This window comes from Kitasatospora sp. NPDC093102, from assembly GCF_040683915.1.
Taxonomy (GTDB): Bacteria; Actinomycetota; Actinomycetes; order Streptomycetales; family Streptomycetaceae; genus Kitasatospora.
The window spans coordinates 198,609-215,644 of the sequence record NZ_JBFBFA010000003.1; the positions used below are offsets into that span (position 1 = coordinate 198,609).

Annotated in this window: 14 protein-coding genes and 1 tRNA gene; 9 read left to right on the top strand and 6 right to left on the bottom strand. The window is 73.0% G+C overall.

Going from position 1 to position 17,036, the window contains the following annotated elements; genetic code table 11:
- The first annotated feature begins 44 nt into the window (after positions 1–44).
- From AB0O11_RS06575 to AB0O11_RS06585, 3 genes are all read left to right on the top strand, one after another.
- Entirely contained in the window at positions 45–3,002 is a 2,958-nt protein-coding gene (locus AB0O11_RS06575; protein WP_363382970.1) for a UPF0182 family protein, read from the top strand.
- 64 nt (positions 3,003–3,066) lie between these two features.
- Positions 3,067–3,140 (top strand) — tRNA-Met (locus AB0O11_RS06580).
- 367 nt (positions 3,141–3,507) lie between these two features.
- On the top strand, positions 3,508–5,481 hold the full coding sequence (locus AB0O11_RS06585; protein WP_363382470.1) for a tetratricopeptide repeat protein: 1,974 nt from the start codon (positions 3,508–3,510) through the stop codon (positions 5,479–5,481).
- 16 nt (positions 5,482–5,497) lie between these two features.
- Here the strand turns inward: AB0O11_RS06585 and AB0O11_RS06590 are convergent, their stop codons facing one another.
- Positions 5,498–5,911: a Fur family transcriptional regulator gene (locus tag AB0O11_RS06590; RefSeq protein WP_363382474.1), complete on the bottom strand. Its 414-nt coding sequence runs from the start codon at positions 5,909–5,911 to the stop codon at positions 5,498–5,500.
- A gap of 104 nt (positions 5,912–6,015) precedes the next feature.
- On the opposite strand from AB0O11_RS06590, the gene AB0O11_RS06595 reads away from it, so the two are divergent.
- Entirely contained in the window at positions 6,016–7,491 is a 1,476-nt protein-coding gene (locus AB0O11_RS06595; protein WP_363382476.1) for a catalase, read from the top strand.
- A gap of 60 nt (positions 7,492–7,551) precedes the next feature.
- On the opposite strand, the gene hisN is transcribed toward AB0O11_RS06595, so the two are convergent.
- The 5 genes from hisN to AB0O11_RS06620 all read right to left on the bottom strand — a co-directional run bounded on the left by hisN (position 7,552) and on the right by AB0O11_RS06620 (position 12,067).
- Entirely contained in the window at positions 7,552–8,349 is a 798-nt protein-coding gene (gene hisN, locus AB0O11_RS06600; RefSeq protein ID WP_355259466.1) for a histidinol-phosphatase, read from the bottom strand.
- An 82-nt stretch (positions 8,350–8,431) separates the two neighbouring features.
- A complete protein-coding gene (locus AB0O11_RS06605) occupies positions 8,432–8,755 on the bottom strand; it encodes a multidrug efflux SMR transporter (protein WP_363382478.1) in 324 nt (107 codons plus the stop codon).
- 127 nt (positions 8,756–8,882) lie between these two features.
- Positions 8,883–9,935 (bottom strand): ribosome small subunit-dependent GTPase A, encoded by a 1,053-nt coding sequence (rsgA, locus tag AB0O11_RS06610; protein WP_363382480.1) that lies wholly within the window; start codon positions 9,933–9,935, stop codon positions 8,883–8,885.
- A gap of 15 nt (positions 9,936–9,950) precedes the next feature.
- Positions 9,951–11,282 (bottom strand): 3-phosphoshikimate 1-carboxyvinyltransferase, encoded by a 1,332-nt coding sequence (gene aroA, locus AB0O11_RS06615; RefSeq protein ID WP_363382483.1) that lies wholly within the window; start codon positions 11,280–11,282, stop codon positions 9,951–9,953.
- A 59-nt stretch (positions 11,283–11,341) separates the two neighbouring features.
- A complete protein-coding gene (locus AB0O11_RS06620) occupies positions 11,342–12,067 on the bottom strand; it encodes a M50 family metallopeptidase (RefSeq protein WP_363382486.1) in 726 nt (241 codons plus the stop codon).
- Between the two features lie 151 nt (positions 12,068–12,218).
- Between AB0O11_RS06620 and AB0O11_RS06625 the strand changes: the two genes are divergently transcribed.
- From AB0O11_RS06625 to AB0O11_RS06645, 5 genes are all read left to right on the top strand, one after another.
- Positions 12,219–12,971 (top strand): SOS response-associated peptidase, encoded by a 753-nt coding sequence (locus AB0O11_RS06625; protein ID WP_363382488.1) that lies wholly within the window; start codon positions 12,219–12,221, stop codon positions 12,969–12,971.
- 30 nt (positions 12,972–13,001) lie between these two features.
- Positions 13,002–13,649: an alpha/beta family hydrolase gene (locus AB0O11_RS06630; protein WP_363382490.1), complete on the top strand. Its 648-nt coding sequence runs from the start codon at positions 13,002–13,004 to the stop codon at positions 13,647–13,649.
- Between the two features lie 386 nt (positions 13,650–14,035).
- Positions 14,036–14,674 (top strand): sigma-70 family RNA polymerase sigma factor, encoded by a 639-nt coding sequence (locus AB0O11_RS06635; protein ID WP_224285424.1) that lies wholly within the window; start codon positions 14,036–14,038, stop codon positions 14,672–14,674.
- Positions 14,671–15,081 (top strand): mycothiol system anti-sigma-R factor, encoded by a 411-nt coding sequence (gene rsrA, locus AB0O11_RS06640; protein ID WP_363382493.1) that lies wholly within the window; start codon positions 14,671–14,673, stop codon positions 15,079–15,081. The genes AB0O11_RS06635 and rsrA overlap by 4 nt, the downstream gene beginning before the upstream one ends.
- Before the next feature lie 377 nt (positions 15,082–15,458).
- Complete coding sequence (locus AB0O11_RS06645; RefSeq protein WP_363382495.1) at positions 15,459–16,892, top strand: HD-GYP domain-containing protein; 1,434 nt, start codon at positions 15,459–15,461, stop codon at positions 16,890–16,892.
- Positions 16,893–17,036: the final 144 nt, after the last annotated feature.

A 17,036-nucleotide genomic window follows, 5' to 3' on the forward strand; every position in this document is an offset into this window, starting at 1 on the left:
CCCCATTCAGACGACACAGCCGAGGTGCCACCGTGGTCTTCCAGATGCCCGAACGCTCAGGGCCGGGTTTCCGGCGCAGGGTAGGCCCGCCCTCCCGGCGGGCGCGGGTGGCCCTGCTGACCCTGGGCGTGCTCGCGGTGCTCTTCCTGCTGTTCGTCATGTTCGCGGGCTTCTGGACGGACTGGCTGTGGTTCAGGTCGGTCCACTTCTCCTCGGTGTTCACCACCCAGCTGTGGACGAAGATCGGCCTGTTCGCGGTGTTCGGCCTGCTGATGGCGGTGATCGTCGGCTTCAACATCTGGCTGGCGCACCGGCTGCGGCCGCCGCTGTCGGCGATGTCGGTGGAGCAGCAGAGCCTGGACCGCTACCGGGCCGGCCTGGCGCCGTTCAAGCGCTGGGCGCTGATCGGCGTCTCGCTGGTGATCGGCCTGGTGGCCGGCGCCGCGGCCTCGGGCCAGTGGCGGACCTGGCTGATGTGGACGAACGCGACCTCCTTCGGTGAGAAGGACGCCCAGTTCGGCATGGACGTCTCGTTCTACGCCTTCGACCTGCCGTTCTACGAGTTCGTACTGGGCTTCGCGTTCAGCGCGGTGATCGTCTCGCTGCTGACCTCGGCGCTGGTGCACTACCTGTACGGCGGGCTGCGGCTGCAGGGCCCGGGCCGCCGGGCGAGCGCGGGCGCGCAGGGGCACCTGGCGGTGCTGCTGGGCGTGTTCGTGCTGCTGAAGGCCGTCGCGTACTGGCTGGACCGGTACGCGCTGGCGGTGAAGACCGGCTCGTACAAGGGCGTCTCCGGCTGGACCGGCCTGCGCTACGTGGACGCCAACGCGTTCCTGCCGGCCAAGAACATCCTGTTCTTCGTCGCGATCATCTGCGCGGTGCTGTTCTTCCTGACCCCGATCCGCCGCACCTGGGCCCCGGCCCTGATCGGCCTGGGGCTGATGGTGCTGTCGGCGGTGCTGATCGGCGGGCTGTACCCGGCGATCGTGCAGCAGTTCCAGGTCAAGCCGAACGAGCAGGCCAAGGAGACGCCGTACATCCAGAAGAACATCGACGCCACCCGCCAGGCGTACGGGATCGCGGACGCGCAGACCATCCCGTACACCCCGCAGGGCACGACCACCGCGGACGCACTCAAGCCGGACGCCCAGACCATCTCGGACATCCGGCTGCTGGACCCGAACGTCGTCTCGCCGGCGTTCCAGTCGCTGGAGCAGCAGCGCAACTACTACGCCTTCCCGAACACGCTGGACGTGGACCGCTACGGCACCGGGCAGGACAAGCAGGACAGCGTGATCGGCCTGCGCGAGCTGGACCTCAACGGCGTGCAGCGCAACTGGATCAACGACCACTTCAAGTACACCCACGGCTACGGCGCGGTGGTCGCCAAGGGCAACCAGGTCGACGACAAGGGCCAGCCGGTGTTCACCGAGTCGGGCCTGCCGGCCTCCGGCACGCTGGGCGACTACCAGCAGCGGATCTACTACGGCGAGAAGACCACGACGTACTCGATCGTCGGCGGCTCCAACAAGGAGATCGACTACACCGACACCAAGACCGGTCAGAACGCCGAGACCACCTACGAGGGCGACAGCGGGGTCTCGCTGGACAACCCGCTGACCCGTGCGGCCTACGCGGTGCGCTTCGCCGAGCCGCAGATCCTCTACGCGGGGGCGATCACCGACGGCGCCAAGGTGATCTACAACCGGACGCCGAAGGAGCGGGTGGAGAAGGTCGCGCCGTGGCTGTCGATCGACGCCGACCCGTACCCGGTGGTGCAGGACGGCCGGATCCTCTGGGTGCTGGACGGCTACACCACCTCGGACGGCTTCCCGTTCTCCTCGAAGACGACGCTGGGCGCCGCCACCAAGGACTCGCTGACCAACCAGCGCGGTGAGCTGCTGACCGTCGCCAACCAGGTCAACTACATCCGCAACTCGGTCAAGGCCACGGTGGACGCCTACACCGGAGAGGTGAAGCTCTACCAGTGGGACGAGAAGGACCCGGTGCTGAAGACCTGGATGAAGGCCTTCCCCGGCACCGTGGAGCCGAAGGCGGACATCCCGCAGACGCTGCTGCCGCACCTGCGCTACCCGCAGGACATGTTCAAGGTGCAGCGCGACCTGCTCGGCCAGTACCACGTCACCGACGCCAACTCCTTCTTCAACGGCAGTGACATCTGGCAGACCCCGGTGGACCCGACCAGCGACACCAAGCAGGTCCAGCCGCCGTACTACGTGACGGTGCGGATGCCGGACACCAACGCCGCGAGCTTCTCGCTGACCAGCACCTTCGTGCCCAACCAGCGGCCCAACCTGGCGGCGTTCATGGCCGTCAACGCGGACCCGGGGGACGACTACGGGAAGATCCGCATCCTGAAGATGACGGGCGAGAGCGGCGCCCCCGGCCCGGGCCTGGTGCAGTCGAAGTTCAACTCCCGCCAGGAGGTGGCCTCGCAGATCACCCTGCTGAAGAGCGGCGGTGACTCCGAGCTGGAGTACGGCAACCTGCTGACCCTGCCGGTCGGTGGCGGGCTGCTCAACATCGAGCCGGTGTACGTGCGCGGACGCGGCGCCAAGTACCCGACGATGCAGAAGGTCCTGGCGGTGTACGGGGACGACAACGTGGCGTTCGAGGACACCCTGGAGGCCGCGCTGAAGAAGGTGTTCGGCGGGGCGCCCCCGGCGGCCACCCCGACCGCGCCGTCCACGCCCGGCACCGGGACGACGCCGGCCACCCCGACCCCGCCCACCGCACCGGCGCCGGGCGGGACGATCTCGCCGGAGCTCCAGAAGGCGCTCTCGGACGCGGAGAAGGCGTACAACGACAGCCAGACCGCGTTCAAGAACGGCGACTGGGTGGCCTACGGCAACGCCCAGAAGGCGCTCGGCGACGCCCTGAAGGCCGCCACGGCGGCCCGCGGCGGCAGCCCGGCGCCCGCCCCGACCGGCGCTCCGGCCCCGGGCGCCACCGGGGGCGGAGCGACCAGCCCGCAGCCGTAGCCCGCTGAGCTGCGGCAACCGTTTTCCGTTCCACCCCGCGTCCGTGCTATGGTTCAACCACCGACGCGGGGTGGAGCAGCTCGGTAGCTCGCTGGGCTCATAACCCAGAGGTCGCAGGTTCAAATCCTGTCCCCGCTACAAAGGCCAGAGGCCCGGAGGATCCTTCCTCCGGGCCTCTGGTGTTTCCCGCGCCGTTCTCGCACGGAAGCGGCGGGAACCGCTCCGGTACTATCGACCGTCGCCAAGGACGACGGCAGCGGGGTTTGTGGGGTTGAAGTGTCGGGAAATCGACAAAGCGCCGAAGCAATTTCGTCGGCTTCGGGTCGGCCCCGCCGGAATTCGGCCGGGGCAGGTGTACGCGGGTACTGGGTGATGCGACGATGGGACACATGGGGGACGGTGCACGGCCGCTGACCGGCCGTCGGGTCCGGCACCTCTCCTGGGAGTCCCCCCGGCCGCACGCCGGGGCACTATGCCGCGACACTCTGGGGGAGCGGGAGTCGGCATGAGGCTGATCGGCAAGTCAGGCGCCAAGTCCTCGGCGGCCGTCGAGGCGGACACCGACGCCTGGGCGGAGAGCGCCGAGAGCACCGAGAGCCACCCCGGAGCCCTGCCCGCCCAGCGCACCAGCGGACTGTCCGAGCGCCCCACCCCGGGCTACGGGCCCGACAGCCTGGTCCACGTGTCGACTCGTCAGTTCGCCCCCGCGGTCGGCGCGTACGGCGGGCAGCCCGGTGGCGAGCCGGCCGCCGGAGCCGCGCTCGACCCGGCCGGCCTCGACTCGACCAGCTTCGAGACCGCCCTCGCCGCCCGCGAGTCCGCCGCGCTGGAGGCCCGCCACCGGCAGGCCGCCGACGGCGGTGACCCGGACGCCGCCTGCCGGCTCGGCACCCTGCTGCTGCGCCGCGGGGAACTGGAGGACGCCGAGCCCTACCTGCGCGCCGCCGCGGCCGCCGGGGTGCGCGCCGCCGCCAACAACCTCGGCGTGCTGCTGCACCAGCAGGGCCACCGGGCCGAGGCCGGCCAGTGGTGGCGCCAGGCCGCCGTGGCCGGCAGCGCGCCGGCCGCGCACGCGCTCGGGCTGCAACTGCGCGACCAGGGCGAGGAGGAGGCCGCCGAGTACTGGCTGCACTTCGCCGCCGACCACGGCCACCCGCTGGGCGCCTACGCGCTGGGCGACCTGATGGAGCACCGGCGGGACGTGCGCGCCGAGCGCTGGTTCAAGGTCTCCGCCGACGCCGGGCACCGGGAGGCCTCCTACCGGCTGGCCCGGATGCGCGAGGCCGCCGGGGACAAGGAGACCGCCGAGACCTGGTACCGCACCGCCGCCGCGCGCAGCCACGCCCGCGCCGCGCTGCGCCTGGGCGTGCTGCTGGAGGAGCGCGCCCGCACCGACCGGTCGCTGCTGGACGAGGCGGCCCGCTGGTACCGGCAGGCCGCGCAGAACGGGGAGCCGCGCGCGGCCTGCGCGCTGGGCTTCCTGCTGCGCGACTCCGGGGACCTGGCGGCCGCCGCCGAGTGGTGGCAGGAGGCCGCCGAGGCCGGGGACGGCAACGCCGCCAACGCGCTGGGCGCGCTGCACGCGAGCCGTGGCGAGGCCGCCGCGGCCGAGCGCTGGTACCGCGCCGCGCTGGACGCGGGCGACCAGAACGGAGCCTTCAACCTGGGCCTGCTCTGCGCCGGCACCGGCCGCGAGCAGCAGGCCGAGCAGTGGTACCGCCGGGCCGCGTACGCCGGGCACCGGGAGGCCTGCAACGCGCTGGCCGTGGTGCTGTTGCAGCGCGGCGACGAGTCCGGCGCCCAGCCCTGGTTCTCCAAGGCGGCCGAGGCCGGCAGCGTCGACGGCGCGTTCAACCTCGGCGTGCTGCACGCCGGGCGCGGCGAGCAGCAGCAGGCGCAGGAGTGGTACGCGCGGGCCGCCGCCGAGGGGCACGGCGAGGCGGCCCTGCAGCTCGCGGTCGTCCAGGAGCAGCGCGGCAACCTGGCCGGGGCGCTGGAGCGCTACCGGCAGGCGGCGGCCGGGGGCTCGGCCGAGGGCGCGTTCCGGCTGGCCTCGCTGCTGGACCGGCGCGGGGACGCGGACGCCGAGGCCGAGCACTGGTACGCGCTGGCGGCCGACGCCGGGCACCGCCGGGCGCAGGTGCGGATGGGCGTGCGGGCGGCCGAGCGCGGGGCGCTGGAGATCGCCGAGAGCCTGTACCGGCGGGCCGCCGAGGCGGGCAGCCGCAGTGCCGCGTTCAACCTCGGGCTGCTGCTGGCCCGGCAGGACAGCGAGGCCGAGGCGATGCTCTGGTACACCCGGGCCGCCGACGCCGGGCACGGCCGGGCGGCGCTGCGCCTGGCGCTGCTCGCGCTGCGCCGCGGGGAGCCGACGCAGGCGGAGAACTGGTGCCGGCGGGCGATCGACCACGGGCCGGCCGAGGTGGCCGAACGGGCCGGGCGGCTGCTGGGCGCGCTGAGCGCGGAGTTGAGCGCGTAGCCGGACAGGCGGCCGGCTACGCGCGGCAGTTCGGGCACAGGCCGCGGTAGGTGACCTCGGCGGCGGTGACGGCGAAGCCGAAGCGTTCGGCGGCGGGGAGGGCGGCGAGCGGGTCGCCCTGCGGGTGGACGTCGCGGATCGCGCCGCAGCCCGAGCAGACCAGGTGCTGGTGGGCGCGGTGCGCGTTGGGGTCGTAGCGCTTGGCGCGGCCGTCGGTGGCCACCTCCAGGACCTCGCCGAGGGCGACGAGTTCGCCGAGCGTGTTGTAGACGGTGGCGCGGCTGATCTCCGGCAGCCGGGCCGTCGCGCGGGCGTGCACCTCGTCCGCGGTCAGGTGGACGTGCTCGCCGTCCAGGACCTCGGCCACGACCCGGCGTTGCGAGGTCAGCCGCCAGCCTCTTCCGCGCAGTCTCTCCAGCAGGTCGCTCATGTCATCCAGAGTAGGTCACGCTCCGAGATTGGTTCCAGTGTTGACTTGGACAAAGTCCAAGTTAGGATCGTGTCATCACGACCGGATACCGCGGAGGCACTCCCATGACGACCCAGGACGAGCAGCGCCCGACCCTGACCACGGAGGCGGGTGCCCCCGTCGCCGACAACCAGAACGCCGAGACGGCGGGCGTCGGGGGTCCGGCGCTCATCCAGGACCAGCTGTTGTTCGAGAAGCTCGCGCACTTCAACCGCGAGCGGATCCCGGAGCGCGTGGTGCACGCCCGCGGCGCGGGTGCGTACGGCACCTTCACCGTGACCGCCGACGTGACGCCCTGGACCCGGGCGGCGTTCCTGTCCGAGATCGGCAAGCAGACCGAGGCCTTCCTGCGCTTCTCCACCGTGGCGGGCAACCTCGGCGCGGCCGACGCGGTGCGCGACCCGCGCGGCTTCGCGCTGAAGTTCTACACCGAGGAGGGCAACTACGACCTCGTCGGCAACAACACCCCGGTGTTCTTCATCAAGGACGCCATCAAGTTCCCCGACTTCATCCACACCCAGAAGCGCGACCCGTACACCGGCTCGCAGGAGGCGGACAACGTCTGGGACTTCTGGGGCCTGTCGCCCGAGGCCACCCACCAGGTGACCTGGCTGTTCGGCGACCGGGGCATCCCGGCCTCGTACCGGCACATGAACGGCTACGGCTCGCACACCTACCAGTGGCAGAACGAGGCCGGCGAGCACTTCTGGGTCAAGTACCACTTCAAGACCGACCAGGGCATCCGCAACCTCACCCAGGCCGAGGCCAACACCCTCGCCGGCGAGGACCCGGACAGCCACCAGCGCGACCTGCGCGAGTCGATCGAGCGCGGCGAGTTCCCCAGCTGGACGGTGCAGGTCCAGATCATGCCCGCGGCCGACGCGGCGAACTACCGCTTCAACCCCTTCGACCTGACCAAGGTCTGGCCGCACGCCGACTACCCGCCGATCGAGATCGGCCGGCTGGAGCTCAACCGCAACCCCGACAACGTCTTCGCCGAGGTCGAGCAGTCGGTCTTCTCCCCGGCGCACTTCGTGCCCGGCATCGGCCCGTCCCCGGACAAGATGCTCCAGGGCCGCCTGTTCGCGTACGCCGACGCCCACCGCTACCGGGTCGGCATCAACGCCGACCACCTGCCGGTGAACCGTCCGCACGCCACCGAGGCCCGCACCAACGGCCGGGACGGCCACCTGTACGACGGCCGCCACGGCCGTCAGAAGAACTACGAGCCGAACAGCTTCGGCGGCCCGGTGCAGACCGGCCGCCCGCTGTGGGCCGCGACCGCCGTCGACGGTCTCACCGGCAACCACGTCGCGCCCTCGCACGCCGAGGACGACGACTTCGTGCAGGCCGGCGACCTGTACCGGCTGTTCTCCGAGGAGGAGAAGCAGCGTCTGATCGCCAACCTGGCGGGCTTCATCGCCAAGGTCTCCGCCGACCGCGAGGACATCGTGGAGCGGGCGGTCGACAACTTCCGCAAGGCCGACGCCGACTTCGGGCAGCGGCTGGACGCGGCGGTCCGGGAGCTGCGCAAGCAGTAGGGCCGGGCAGAGCGGCGGCCCCTTGACCGGCTCCCACCGGTCAAGGGGCCGCGACCACGCTCAGACGCTCAGCCGGCGCAGGGCTTCCTCGTGCAGCAGCCCGTTGGAGGCGACCGCGTCGGCGCCGCCGGGGCCGGGGACGCCGTCCAGGCCGGTGAAGCGGCCGCCGGCCTCCTCGACGATGATGCAGTTGGCCGCCATGTCCCACAGCGACAGCTCGGGCTCGGCGGCGATGTCGACGGCGCCCTCGGCGACCATCATGTAGGACCAGAAGTCGCCGTAGGCGCGGGTGCGCCAGCAGGCGCGGGTGAGGTCCAGGAACGGGTCGAGCCGGCCGCGCTCCTCCCAGCCGGTGAGCGAGGAGTAGGAGAAGGACGCGTCCTCGATCCGGGAGACGCCGGAGACGTGCAGCCGGGAGGCCTTGGCCAGGCTGCGGCCGCCGAACGCGCCGAGGCCCTTGGCCGCCCACCAGCGGCGCTGGAGCGCGGGGGCGGAGACGATGCCGACCACCGGGCGCTCGACGCCGTCCGGGCCGTCCTCCAGCAGGGCGATCAGGGTGGCCCAGACCGGGACGCCGCGGATGTAGTTCTTGGTGCCGTCGATCGGGTCGATCACCCAGCGGCGCGGGCCCGAGCCCTGGAGTCCGAACTCCTCGCCGAGGACGGCATCGCGCGGGCGGGCGCGCTGGAGCACACTGCGCACGAGCTCCTCGGCGGCCTTGTCGGCGTCGCTCACCGGGGTGAGGTCGGGCTTGGTCTCGATCTTCAGGTCGAGCGCGCGGAAGCGCTCCAGAGTGACCGAGTCGGCCGAGTCGGCGAGGACATGGGCGAGTCGGAGGTCGTCGTGGTAGTCGGCCATGCCCGAAACCCTAGCGAGCCTCCCCCGATCGGCACAGCCGGGCTCGCGGGGCGGGACGGAGCAGGTGCGGGCGTTCGGCCGTTCAGTGCGCCGTGCTGCTGAGCTGGAGGCCGACGACGCCGGCGATCACCAGCGAGATCGAGACCAGCTTCAGCACCGAGGTGCTCTCGCCCAGGAAGACCATGCCGTAGACCGCGGTGCCGGCCGCGCCGATGCCCGTCCACACCGCGTAGGCGGGGCCGACCGGCAGGGTCTTCAGGGAGAGGGTGAGCAGGCCGAAGCTGCCGAGGGCGAACACGCAGAAACTGATGGTGGGCCAGAGCTTGGTGAAGCCCTCGCTGAGCTTCAGGTTGACCGCGAAGCCGGTCTCCAGCAGGCCGGCCAGGACCACCAGGGCCCATGCCATCGCGTGCCCTCCCTGTCGATCGACGGCCGGACCGCGATGGCCCGACTTTCCTATGATCGCCAGGTGAGCCCGCTCCGACACCTCGAGCGGGTCACCAACCTGAGGGAACGGCAAAGGGCGGCCGGGCTCAGTCGCCCTCGCCCTCCTTGCTGGCCAGCAGACGGCGCAGCGAGTAGAGCCGGGCGGCCTCGGCGTGGCCGTCCGCGACCCACGCGTCCAGCGCGCAGTCCGGCTCGTCGTGGCTGCACGCGCGCGGGCAGTCGACGGTGCCCGGCTCCAGGTCGGGGAAGGCGTGGATGACCCGGGACGGGTCGATGTGCGAGAGGCCGAAGGAGCGGAAGCCGGGGGTGTCGATCACCCAGCCGGAGTTCAGCGCCTTCTTCGAGCCCGGCTTGGCGCCGGGCGGCGGGGGCAGCCGCAGGGCCAGGGCGGAGACGGTGGTGTGCCGGCCGCGGCCGGTGACCGCGTTGACGTGCCCGGTCTGCCGCTGACGGTCCGGGACGAGCGCGTTGACCAGGGTGGTCTTGCCGACGCCGGAGTGGCCGATGAACACCGTGGAGAGCCCGCGCAGGTGCTCGCGCACGGCCTCGGCGCCGGTGGTCTCCAGCTCGTCGCGGCGGGTGACCACGTAGGTGATGCCCAGCGACGCGTAGGAGTCCAGCAGCGTCGAGGCCGGGGCCAGGTCGGACTTGGTGAGCACCAGCAGCGGCTCCATGCCCGCGTCGTAGGCCGCCACCAGGCAGCGGTCGATCAGCCGGGGACGCGGCTCCGGGTCGGCCAGGGCGGTGACGATGGCCAGCTGCTCGGCGTTGGCGACCACGATCCGCTCGTACGGATCGTCGTCGTCCGCGGTGCGCCGCAGCACCGAGCTGCGCTCCTCGACCCGGACGATCCGGGCGAGGGTGTCGGCGTCCCCGGAGAGGTCGCCGACCAGGTTGACCACGTCGCCGACGACGACGCCCTTGCGGCCCAGCTCGCGGGCCTTCATGGCGACGACCTCGCGCTCCTGCTTCGTCCCCGGGTCGATCAGGCAGGTGATCCGGCCGCGGTCGACGGTCAGCACCATCGCCTCGGCGGCGTCCTCGTGCTTGGGCCGGATCCGGGTCCGCGGCCGGGAACCCCGGCGGGCGGGGCGGTTGCGGATGTCGTCCTCGTCGGCGTCCTTGCCGTAACGGCGCATGTGCTCAGTCTCCGCTCAGACGCCCGCCGCCGCTTCGCCGAGCAGCTCGGACCACATCCCGGGGAAGTCGGGCAGGGTCTTGGCGGTGGTGGCCACGTTCTCGACCCCGACGCCGGGCACGGCGAGGCCGAGGACGGCGGCGGCGGTGGCGAGCCGGTGGTCCTCGTAGGTGTGGAAGACGCCGCCGTGCAGCGGACGGGGGCGGATCCGCAGGCCGTCCTCGGTCTCGGTGACGTCGCCGCCCAGGTCGTTGATCTCCTTGGCGAGCGCGGCGAGCCGGTCGGTCTCGTGCAGGCGCAGGTGGGCGATGCCGTACAGGTGGGACTCGGAGTCGGCGAGCGCGGCGACCGCGGCGATCACCGGGGTGAGCTCGCCGACGTCGTGCAGGTCGGCCTCGATGCCGTGGATCCGGCCGGTGCCGGTGAACTGGAGGCCCTCGTCGGTGAACTCGCAGGCGCCGCCCATCCGGGTGTAGATCTCGCGCAGCTGGTCGCCGGGCTGGGTGGTGTGCTTGGGCCAGTCCCGCACGGTGACCCGGCCGCCGGTGACCAGGGCGGCGGCGAAGAACGGCGCGGCGTTGGAGAGGTCCGGCTCGACCACCAGGTCGCGGCCGAGCAGGGCGCCGGGGGTGACCCGCCAGACGTCCTTCTCGCCGCCGTCCTCGGGGGCGTCGACCTGGGCGCCGGCCAGCCGCAGCATCTCCACCGTCATCCGGATGTGCGGCAGCGACGGAACCGGGCCGCCGACGTGGCGGACCTCGATGCCGTGGTTGTAGCGGGCGCCCGAGAGCAGCAGCGCGGAGACGAACTGGGACGAGGAGGAGGCGTCCAGCTCGACCGGGCCGCCGTCCAGCGAGCCGGTGCCGTGCACGGTGAGCGGGAAGGCACCGCGGCCGCCGTCCTCGATCCGGGCGCCGAGCGCGCGCAGGGCGTTGATCACGCCGTGCTGGGGGCGCTCGTAGCAGCGCGGGTCGCCGTCGAAGTGCACCGGGCCGTCGGCGAGGACGGCGAGCGGGGGCAGGAAGCGCATCACCGTGCCGGCGTTGCCGACGTCGATCGAGGCGGGGCCGAGCAGCGCGGGGGCCGGGATGACCCGCCAGGCCTCGCCGCCGCCGGTGCCGCCGGAGTCGTTGTTGACCTTCTCCTCGATGGTGACCCCGAGGGCGCGCAGGCCGTCGGCCATCAGCTGGGAGTCGCGGCTGCGCAGCGGGCGGCGCACCCAGCCCGGCCCGTCGGCGAGTGCCGCCAGCACCAGGGCCCGGTTGGTGACCGACTTGGAGCCGGGGATGGTGACGGTGGCGTCGACGGGGCTGGTCGCGACGGGGGCGGGCCACAGGGTCTCGGTCATGGGGCAAGTCTAGGGGCCGCGCCGGAACGGTCCCGCAGATGGGAGTTCGAAGACGGGCCCTACTGCAGGGGCTGGAGCAGCCAGGCGGCGCCGAGGGCGAGGCAGGCGAGGGCGACGAGCAGGAAGACGGTGACCCAGGCGAGGGCGGGGACGTGGGTGAGCCGGGCGAGCTGGTCGGCGTCGGAGTCACGGGCCCAGCCGGTCCGGCGCTGGTGCTGGAGCTCCAGGACGGGGCGGACGGCGCCGAAGAGCAGGAACCAGCAGCCGAGGTAGGCGAAGCCGGCCTGGACCTCGGCGCTGCCGAACCAGGAGACCAGGAAGAAGGCGCCGCCGGCGACCAGCACCGAGAGGAAGCCGAAGGCGTTGCGGATGCGCAGGAGCAGGGCGAGCAGCAGCACGACCGCCAGCCAGAGCAGCAGGGTGATCCGGTCGGCGGCGAGCAGGGCGGCGCAGCCGAGGCCGAGCAGGGCGGGGGCGGTGTAGCCGGCGGCGGCGGTGAGGACCATGCCGGGGCCGGTGGGGCGGCCGTAGGACAGGGTGAGTCCGGAGGTGTCCGAGTGCAGCCGGATGCCGGCCAGCTTGCGGCCGGTGACCAGGGCGATCAGGCCGTGGCCGCCCTCGTGGGCGATGGTCACCGCGTTGCGGGCGACGTGCCACAGCGGGCGGGCCAGGACGGCGAGCAGGGCGGCGGCGCCGGTGGCCAGGACCAGCCAGCCGGGCGGGGCGGTCTGGGTGCCGGCCACCTGGTTCCACAGGTCGCCGAGAGTCTGGTCGTTCGCGTTCATCGGTGTCTCTCCGCCTCCGTCCGTCGCACTGGGCCGTCGCACTGGGCCGTTCGGGGCAGCCTCCCATGCGGGGACGGGCTGGCGGGAGCGGGCGGTTCCGGGCCGGGGATGAACAAGTCCTGAGGACCGGCGGCATGGCAAGCTGGCCCGCATGTGCGGTCGGTTCGCAGCCAGCAGCAAGCCCGAGGACGTCGTCGAGCTGTTCGGCGTCGAGCACTGGGACCCCGAGGAGACCCTGGACCCGAACTGGAACGTCGCGCCGACCGACAGCGCGTTCGTGGTGCTGGAGCGGCTGGGCAGGGACCGGCCGCGGCCGGTGCGGCAGCTGCGGGTGCTGCGCTGGGGGCTGGTGCCGCAGTGGTCGAACTCCGCCGAGACGGCGGTGAAGATGATCAACGCCCGGTCGGACACGGTGCACGAGAAGCCCTCGTACCGGCAGGCCTTCGCCGCGCGCCGGTGCATCCTGCCGGTGGACGGCTACTACGAGTGGCAGACGGTCCCGGGGGAGCGCGGCAAGGCGCGCAAGAAGCCGTACTTCGTCTCCCGGGCGGACGGCAGCCCGCTGGCGCTGGCCGGGCTGTACGAGTTCTGGCGCAACCGGGCGGTGCCGCCCGGGCACCCGGAGGCCTGGCTGGTGACGTTCACCATCGTCACGACGGACGCCGAGGAGGCGCTGGCGCCGATCCACGAGCGGATGCCGCTGTTCCTGGACCCGCAGGACTGGGACGAGTGGCTGGACCCGCGGCTGACCGACCCGGACGGGCTGCGCCGGCTGCTGATACCCCCGCCGCCGGGCGCGCTGCTGGCCACCCCGGTGTCGCCGGCGGTCGGCAGCATCCGCAACAACGGCCCGGAGCTCAAGGAGCCGTGGGCCGAGGTCGAGTACGAGACCACCCTGTTCTGACCCGTGCCGAGCGTTCCTGGAGACGTCGAGATGAGCACCACCGAACTGGTCCCCACCGAGGCCGGGGAGGCCCGGATCAGCTACCACCGGGCCGCGGAGCCCGAGGCCGTACTGGCGCTCGGCCACGGTGCGGGCGGCGGGATCGAGGCCCGGGACCTGGTGGCGCTGGCCGGGAGGCTGCCGGCCCGGGGGATCACCGTGGCGCTGGTCGAGCAGCCCTGGCGGGTGGCGGGCAGGAAGCTCGGCCCGGCGCCGAAGACGCTGGACCTCGGCTGGCGGCCGGTGGCCGAGCGGCTGGCCGGGCAGGGGCTGCCGCTGGTGGTGGGCGGGCGCAGCGCCGGGGCGCGGGTGGCCTGCCGGACGGGTGCGGCGACCGGGGCGGTCGGGGTGGTGGCGCTGGCGTTCCCGCTGCACCCGCCGGGCAAGCCGGAGAAGAGCCGGGCCGAGGAGCTGCTGGACTCCGGGCTGCCGACGCTGGTGGTGCAGAGCGCGGCGGACCCGTTCGGTGGGCCGGGGGAGTTCCCGGAGCTGCCGGCGGGGCACGAGCTGGTGGGGGTGCCGTACGGCAGCCACGGCTTCGAGGTGCCCAAGCGGGCGCCGGTGGGGCAGGACGAGGTGCTGGACCTGGTCTGCGGTGCGGTGGGGGACTGGGTGCTGGCCCTCGTCCGGCGCCGGTGAGCAGGGCGCTTCCACTCGATCGCGCGTGCGAGTGAACGGCCGGCGCGGGCGGGAATGCGGGAGGGGCCCCCGTGGTTGTCGTCACCGTCAGCAGGAGTCACCGGTGAGAGGCAGGGCAGATGGGTTCGATCGCGTGCCCCGAACGGCCTGAGGAGCGCGAGGCCACCGCGGCGTTCGCCCCTTCCTGGTCGGAGTGGCTCGACGCGGGCGAGAAGCCCGTCAGCCCGATATCCTCCATTTCTGGACGGCCCGCCGTGGGCCGTGCCCGTCATGCCGAGGAGGTGGGTCCGGTCGTCGGGACCGAGCACGAGGCCGATCCGGGCCGTGGCCCGGGCGACGCCCTGCCTGCGGGCGAGGCGCTCACCGGTGAGGAGCTGGCCGAGGCGATCGGTGAGGACACCTACCGGGTGTCGGCGGAGGAGAGCGAGGAGGCCCGGCGGGAGCGCTTCGAGCGCGACGCCTTGGGCTACCTGGATCCGATGTACTCGGCGGCGCTGCGCATGACGCGCAACCCGGCCGACGCGGAGGACCTGCTCCAGGAGGCGTTCGCCAAGGCGTACGCGTCCTTCCACCAGTTCCGTGAGGGCACCAACCTCAAGGCCTGGCTGTACCGCATCCTCACCAACACGTTCATCAACTCGTACCGCAAGAAGCAGCGGGAGCCCCAGCGCACCGCGGCGGAGGAGATCGAGGACTGGCAGCTGGCCCGGGCCGAGTCGCACATGTCGACCGGTCTGCGCTCGGCCGAGACCCAGGCGCTGGACCACCTCCCCGACAGCGACGTGAAGGACGCGCTCCAGGCCATCCCGGAGGAATTCCGGATCGCCGTCTATCTCGCGGACGTAGAAGGCTTTGCGTACAAGGAGATCGCGGACATCATGGGTACTCCCATCGGTACGGTGATGTCCCGGCTGCACCGCGGCCGCCGTCAGCTGCGCGGCATGCTGGAGGATTACGCCCGTGAGCGCGGGCTGGTCCCGGCCGGCAGCGGGGCAGGGCAGGAAGCGAAGGGCTCGGGCTCATGAGCTGCGGCGATCCGCACGAAACCGAGTGTGGCGAGGTCCTCGACCACCTCTATGAATTCCTCGACAACGAGATGCCCGAGGGCGACTGCGCAAAGTTGCGCGTGCACTTCGAGGAGTGCTCGCCCTGCCTGAAGCAGTACGGGCTGGAGCAGGCGATCAAGGCGCTGATCAAGCGCTCCTGCGGGTGCGACGACACCCCGACCGACCTGCGCGGCAAGGTGCTGGCCAGGATCGACTCGATCCGGGCCGGGCAGCGCTCGGGCGAGCAGGTGGTGGTCGCGGTGGAGACCACCGTCGAGGTGCACGCCGAGTCGGCCCGGCCGGCGCCCGGGCCGGGTGGAGCGGCCGGGGCGGAGTCGGCCGAGCGCTCCGGCGCCCCGGTCGAGGCCGGCGCCCAGGCGGAATGACGGCCCGTCGGTCGAACGCCCGTACGGTGGCCGGCCGGGTGGTCGACCGCCGGGTGCGGTAGTCCGCCGGTCCGCCGGTGAGGGCGGGCCGGACGGTTCGGACCAGGAGTACAGCGGCCCCGGGAGCATGCGCCCCCGGGGCCGCTCCCGTCCTGCTCACATGCGCCGTCACTCGTTCGAGTGAGTTGGCGGTGCGCCAACTGCGCCATTGCGGCACCATGCGTCCCCATGCCCGGGCGGCGGCCTATTCTCCTGACGGACACTCACCGTCGGTCCGCCCGGCGCGTTGAGGCAACAAAGGTCCGTACGGCGGGGAGGTCGCGATCGCTACCGACTGTGGAGGATCGGCCCTGCCGCGAGGGGCGGCGCGCTACCTGGTGGCCGTCCCGGTGGCGGCGCTGTGCTGCCTGGTGCCACTGCTGCCCGCCGCGGCCACCCCCGGGGTGCCGGGCTGGCTCGGCGCACCGGTGGACTGGCCCAAGGTCGGACTGCTGGCCTTCCTGCACGGCTGCTGGGAGTCCCTGGCCCAGGGCCTGCCCACGCCCTGCCTGGTGCTGGTGCGCCGGTTGCTGCGCCGGCCGGCACTGCCCGAGCGGGCGCCCGCCCGGCCCGGGGTGAACGCCTTCTTCCCGGTGCTGTTCGCCGGGGTGCTGATGCTCCCGCCGGCCGCCTCCGCCCTGGTCGCCGCCCCGGCCGCGCTGCTCGGCGGACCGGGCGGGCGCGGCTGCCGCCCGCGCCAGCTGTTCAACGGCTCCCAGCTCGCGCTGTGCGCCTTCGCCTCCTCGGCCGCCTTCTGCCTGCTGCACGGTCCGCAGCTGCTGCTCGGCTCCCGCTTCCCGGCCGCGCTGCTGCCCGGCTTCGCCGCCGTCGCGGTGTTCTGCCTGGTCAACGGGGTGGTGGTGGGTGTCATGCTGATGCTCAGCGAGGGGCGCCGGCCCGGGGTGCTGCTGCGCGGGGCGCAGTCGGTGTGCGGGCTGCCGGTGCTGGTGCACGCGGCCGGCGGGCTGATGGTCGCGGTGCTCTGGCAGGGCCCGTACGGCGCGTTCGCGGCGCTGCTGGCGCTGCTGCCGCTGTCCATCTCGGCCTGGGTGTTCGCCCAGGGCCAGCGCGAGCGGGACGCCCACCAGGCCACCGTGCAGTCACTGGTGCAGGCCGTGGAGATCAAGGACTCCTACACCCGGGGCCACAGCGAACGGGTGGGCCACGCCTCGGTGCTGATTGCCAATCAGCTCGGCATGGAGGCCGAGCGGCTGCGCACCCTGCGCTTCGCCGGCATCCTGCACGACGTCGGCAAGCTCGGGGTGGCCACCGAGCTGCTGCGCAGAAACGGTCCCCTGACCGAGGCGGAGCGCCGGGCGGTGGAGATCCACCCGGTGTACGGGTACGAGCTGGTGCGCGGGATCGACTTCCTCGGCGAGGCGCACGCCGGGATCCTGCACCACCACGAGCGGATGGACGGCCGCGGCTACCCGAGCGGGCTGGCGGGCGAGCAGATCCCCGAGTTCGCCCGGATCATCTCGGTCGCCGACGCCTTCGACTCGATGACCTCCACCCGCTCCTACCGGCGCGGCCGCCCGGTCGGCGAGGCGGTCGCGGAGCTGGAGCGCTGCTCAGGCAGCCAGTTCGACCCGGTGATGGTGCGGGCGCTGATCGACGCGCTGGCCGGGCACGACTGGCAGCCGGTGGTGCACTCCGAGGACTGCATCCAGGCGGTGCCGGACATCCCGCTCGGGGTGCCCGAACCGGTCCGGGCGGCACCGGGCCGGGTGCCACCCCGGGGCGGGACCGTCCCCGCGGCCGGGCAACCGTGAGGGCCCTCGGGCGCGAGGCCCGGGGGCGCGCGACGTCCGGCCGTGCCGCTTCCGGGCGTACCGCTTCCGGCCGTACGGCTGCCGCTGGTTCCGCTGCCGGTCGTGCGGGGCCCGGGGCCCGGGCGCTGCGGCGCGTGGTCCGCG

What these genes read in the sequence shown, in the direction of transcription:
- AB0O11_RS06620 (WP_363382486.1), bottom strand. Translation starts at nt 12,067, where the DNA reads ATGAACGCGAACGACCAGACTCTCGGCGACCTGTGGAACCAGGTGGCC.
- AB0O11_RS06630 (WP_363382490.1), top strand. Translation starts at nt 13,002, where the DNA reads ATGAGCACCACCGAACTGGTCCCCACCGAGGCCGGGGAGGCCCGGATC.
- AB0O11_RS06595 (WP_363382476.1), top strand. Translation starts at nt 6,016, where the DNA reads ATGACGACCCAGGACGAGCAGCGCCCGACCCTGACCACGGAGGCGGGT.
- AB0O11_RS06590 (WP_363382474.1), bottom strand. Translation starts at nt 5,911, where the DNA reads ATGAGCGACCTGCTGGAGAGACTGCGCGGAAGAGGCTGGCGGCTGACC.
- hisN (WP_355259466.1), bottom strand. Translation starts at nt 8,349, where the DNA reads ATGGCCGACTACCACGACGACCTCCGACTCGCCCATGTCCTCGCCGAC.
- AB0O11_RS06585 (WP_363382470.1), top strand. Translation starts at nt 3,508, where the DNA reads ATGAGGCTGATCGGCAAGTCAGGCGCCAAGTCCTCGGCGGCCGTCGAG.
- rsrA (WP_363382493.1), top strand. Translation starts at nt 14,671, where the DNA reads ATGAGCTGCGGCGATCCGCACGAAACCGAGTGTGGCGAGGTCCTCGAC.
- rsgA (WP_363382480.1), bottom strand. Translation starts at nt 9,935, where the DNA reads ATGCGCCGTTACGGCAAGGACGCCGACGAGGACGACATCCGCAACCGC.
- aroA (WP_363382483.1), bottom strand. Translation starts at nt 11,282, where the DNA reads ATGACCGAGACCCTGTGGCCCGCCCCCGTCGCGACCAGCCCCGTCGAC.
- AB0O11_RS06625 (WP_363382488.1), top strand. Translation starts at nt 12,219, where the DNA reads ATGTGCGGTCGGTTCGCAGCCAGCAGCAAGCCCGAGGACGTCGTCGAG.
- AB0O11_RS06605 (WP_363382478.1), bottom strand. Translation starts at nt 8,755, where the DNA reads ATGGCATGGGCCCTGGTGGTCCTGGCCGGCCTGCTGGAGACCGGCTTC.
- AB0O11_RS06575 (WP_363382970.1), top strand. Translation starts at nt 45, where the DNA reads ATGCCCGAACGCTCAGGGCCGGGTTTCCGGCGCAGGGTAGGCCCGCCC.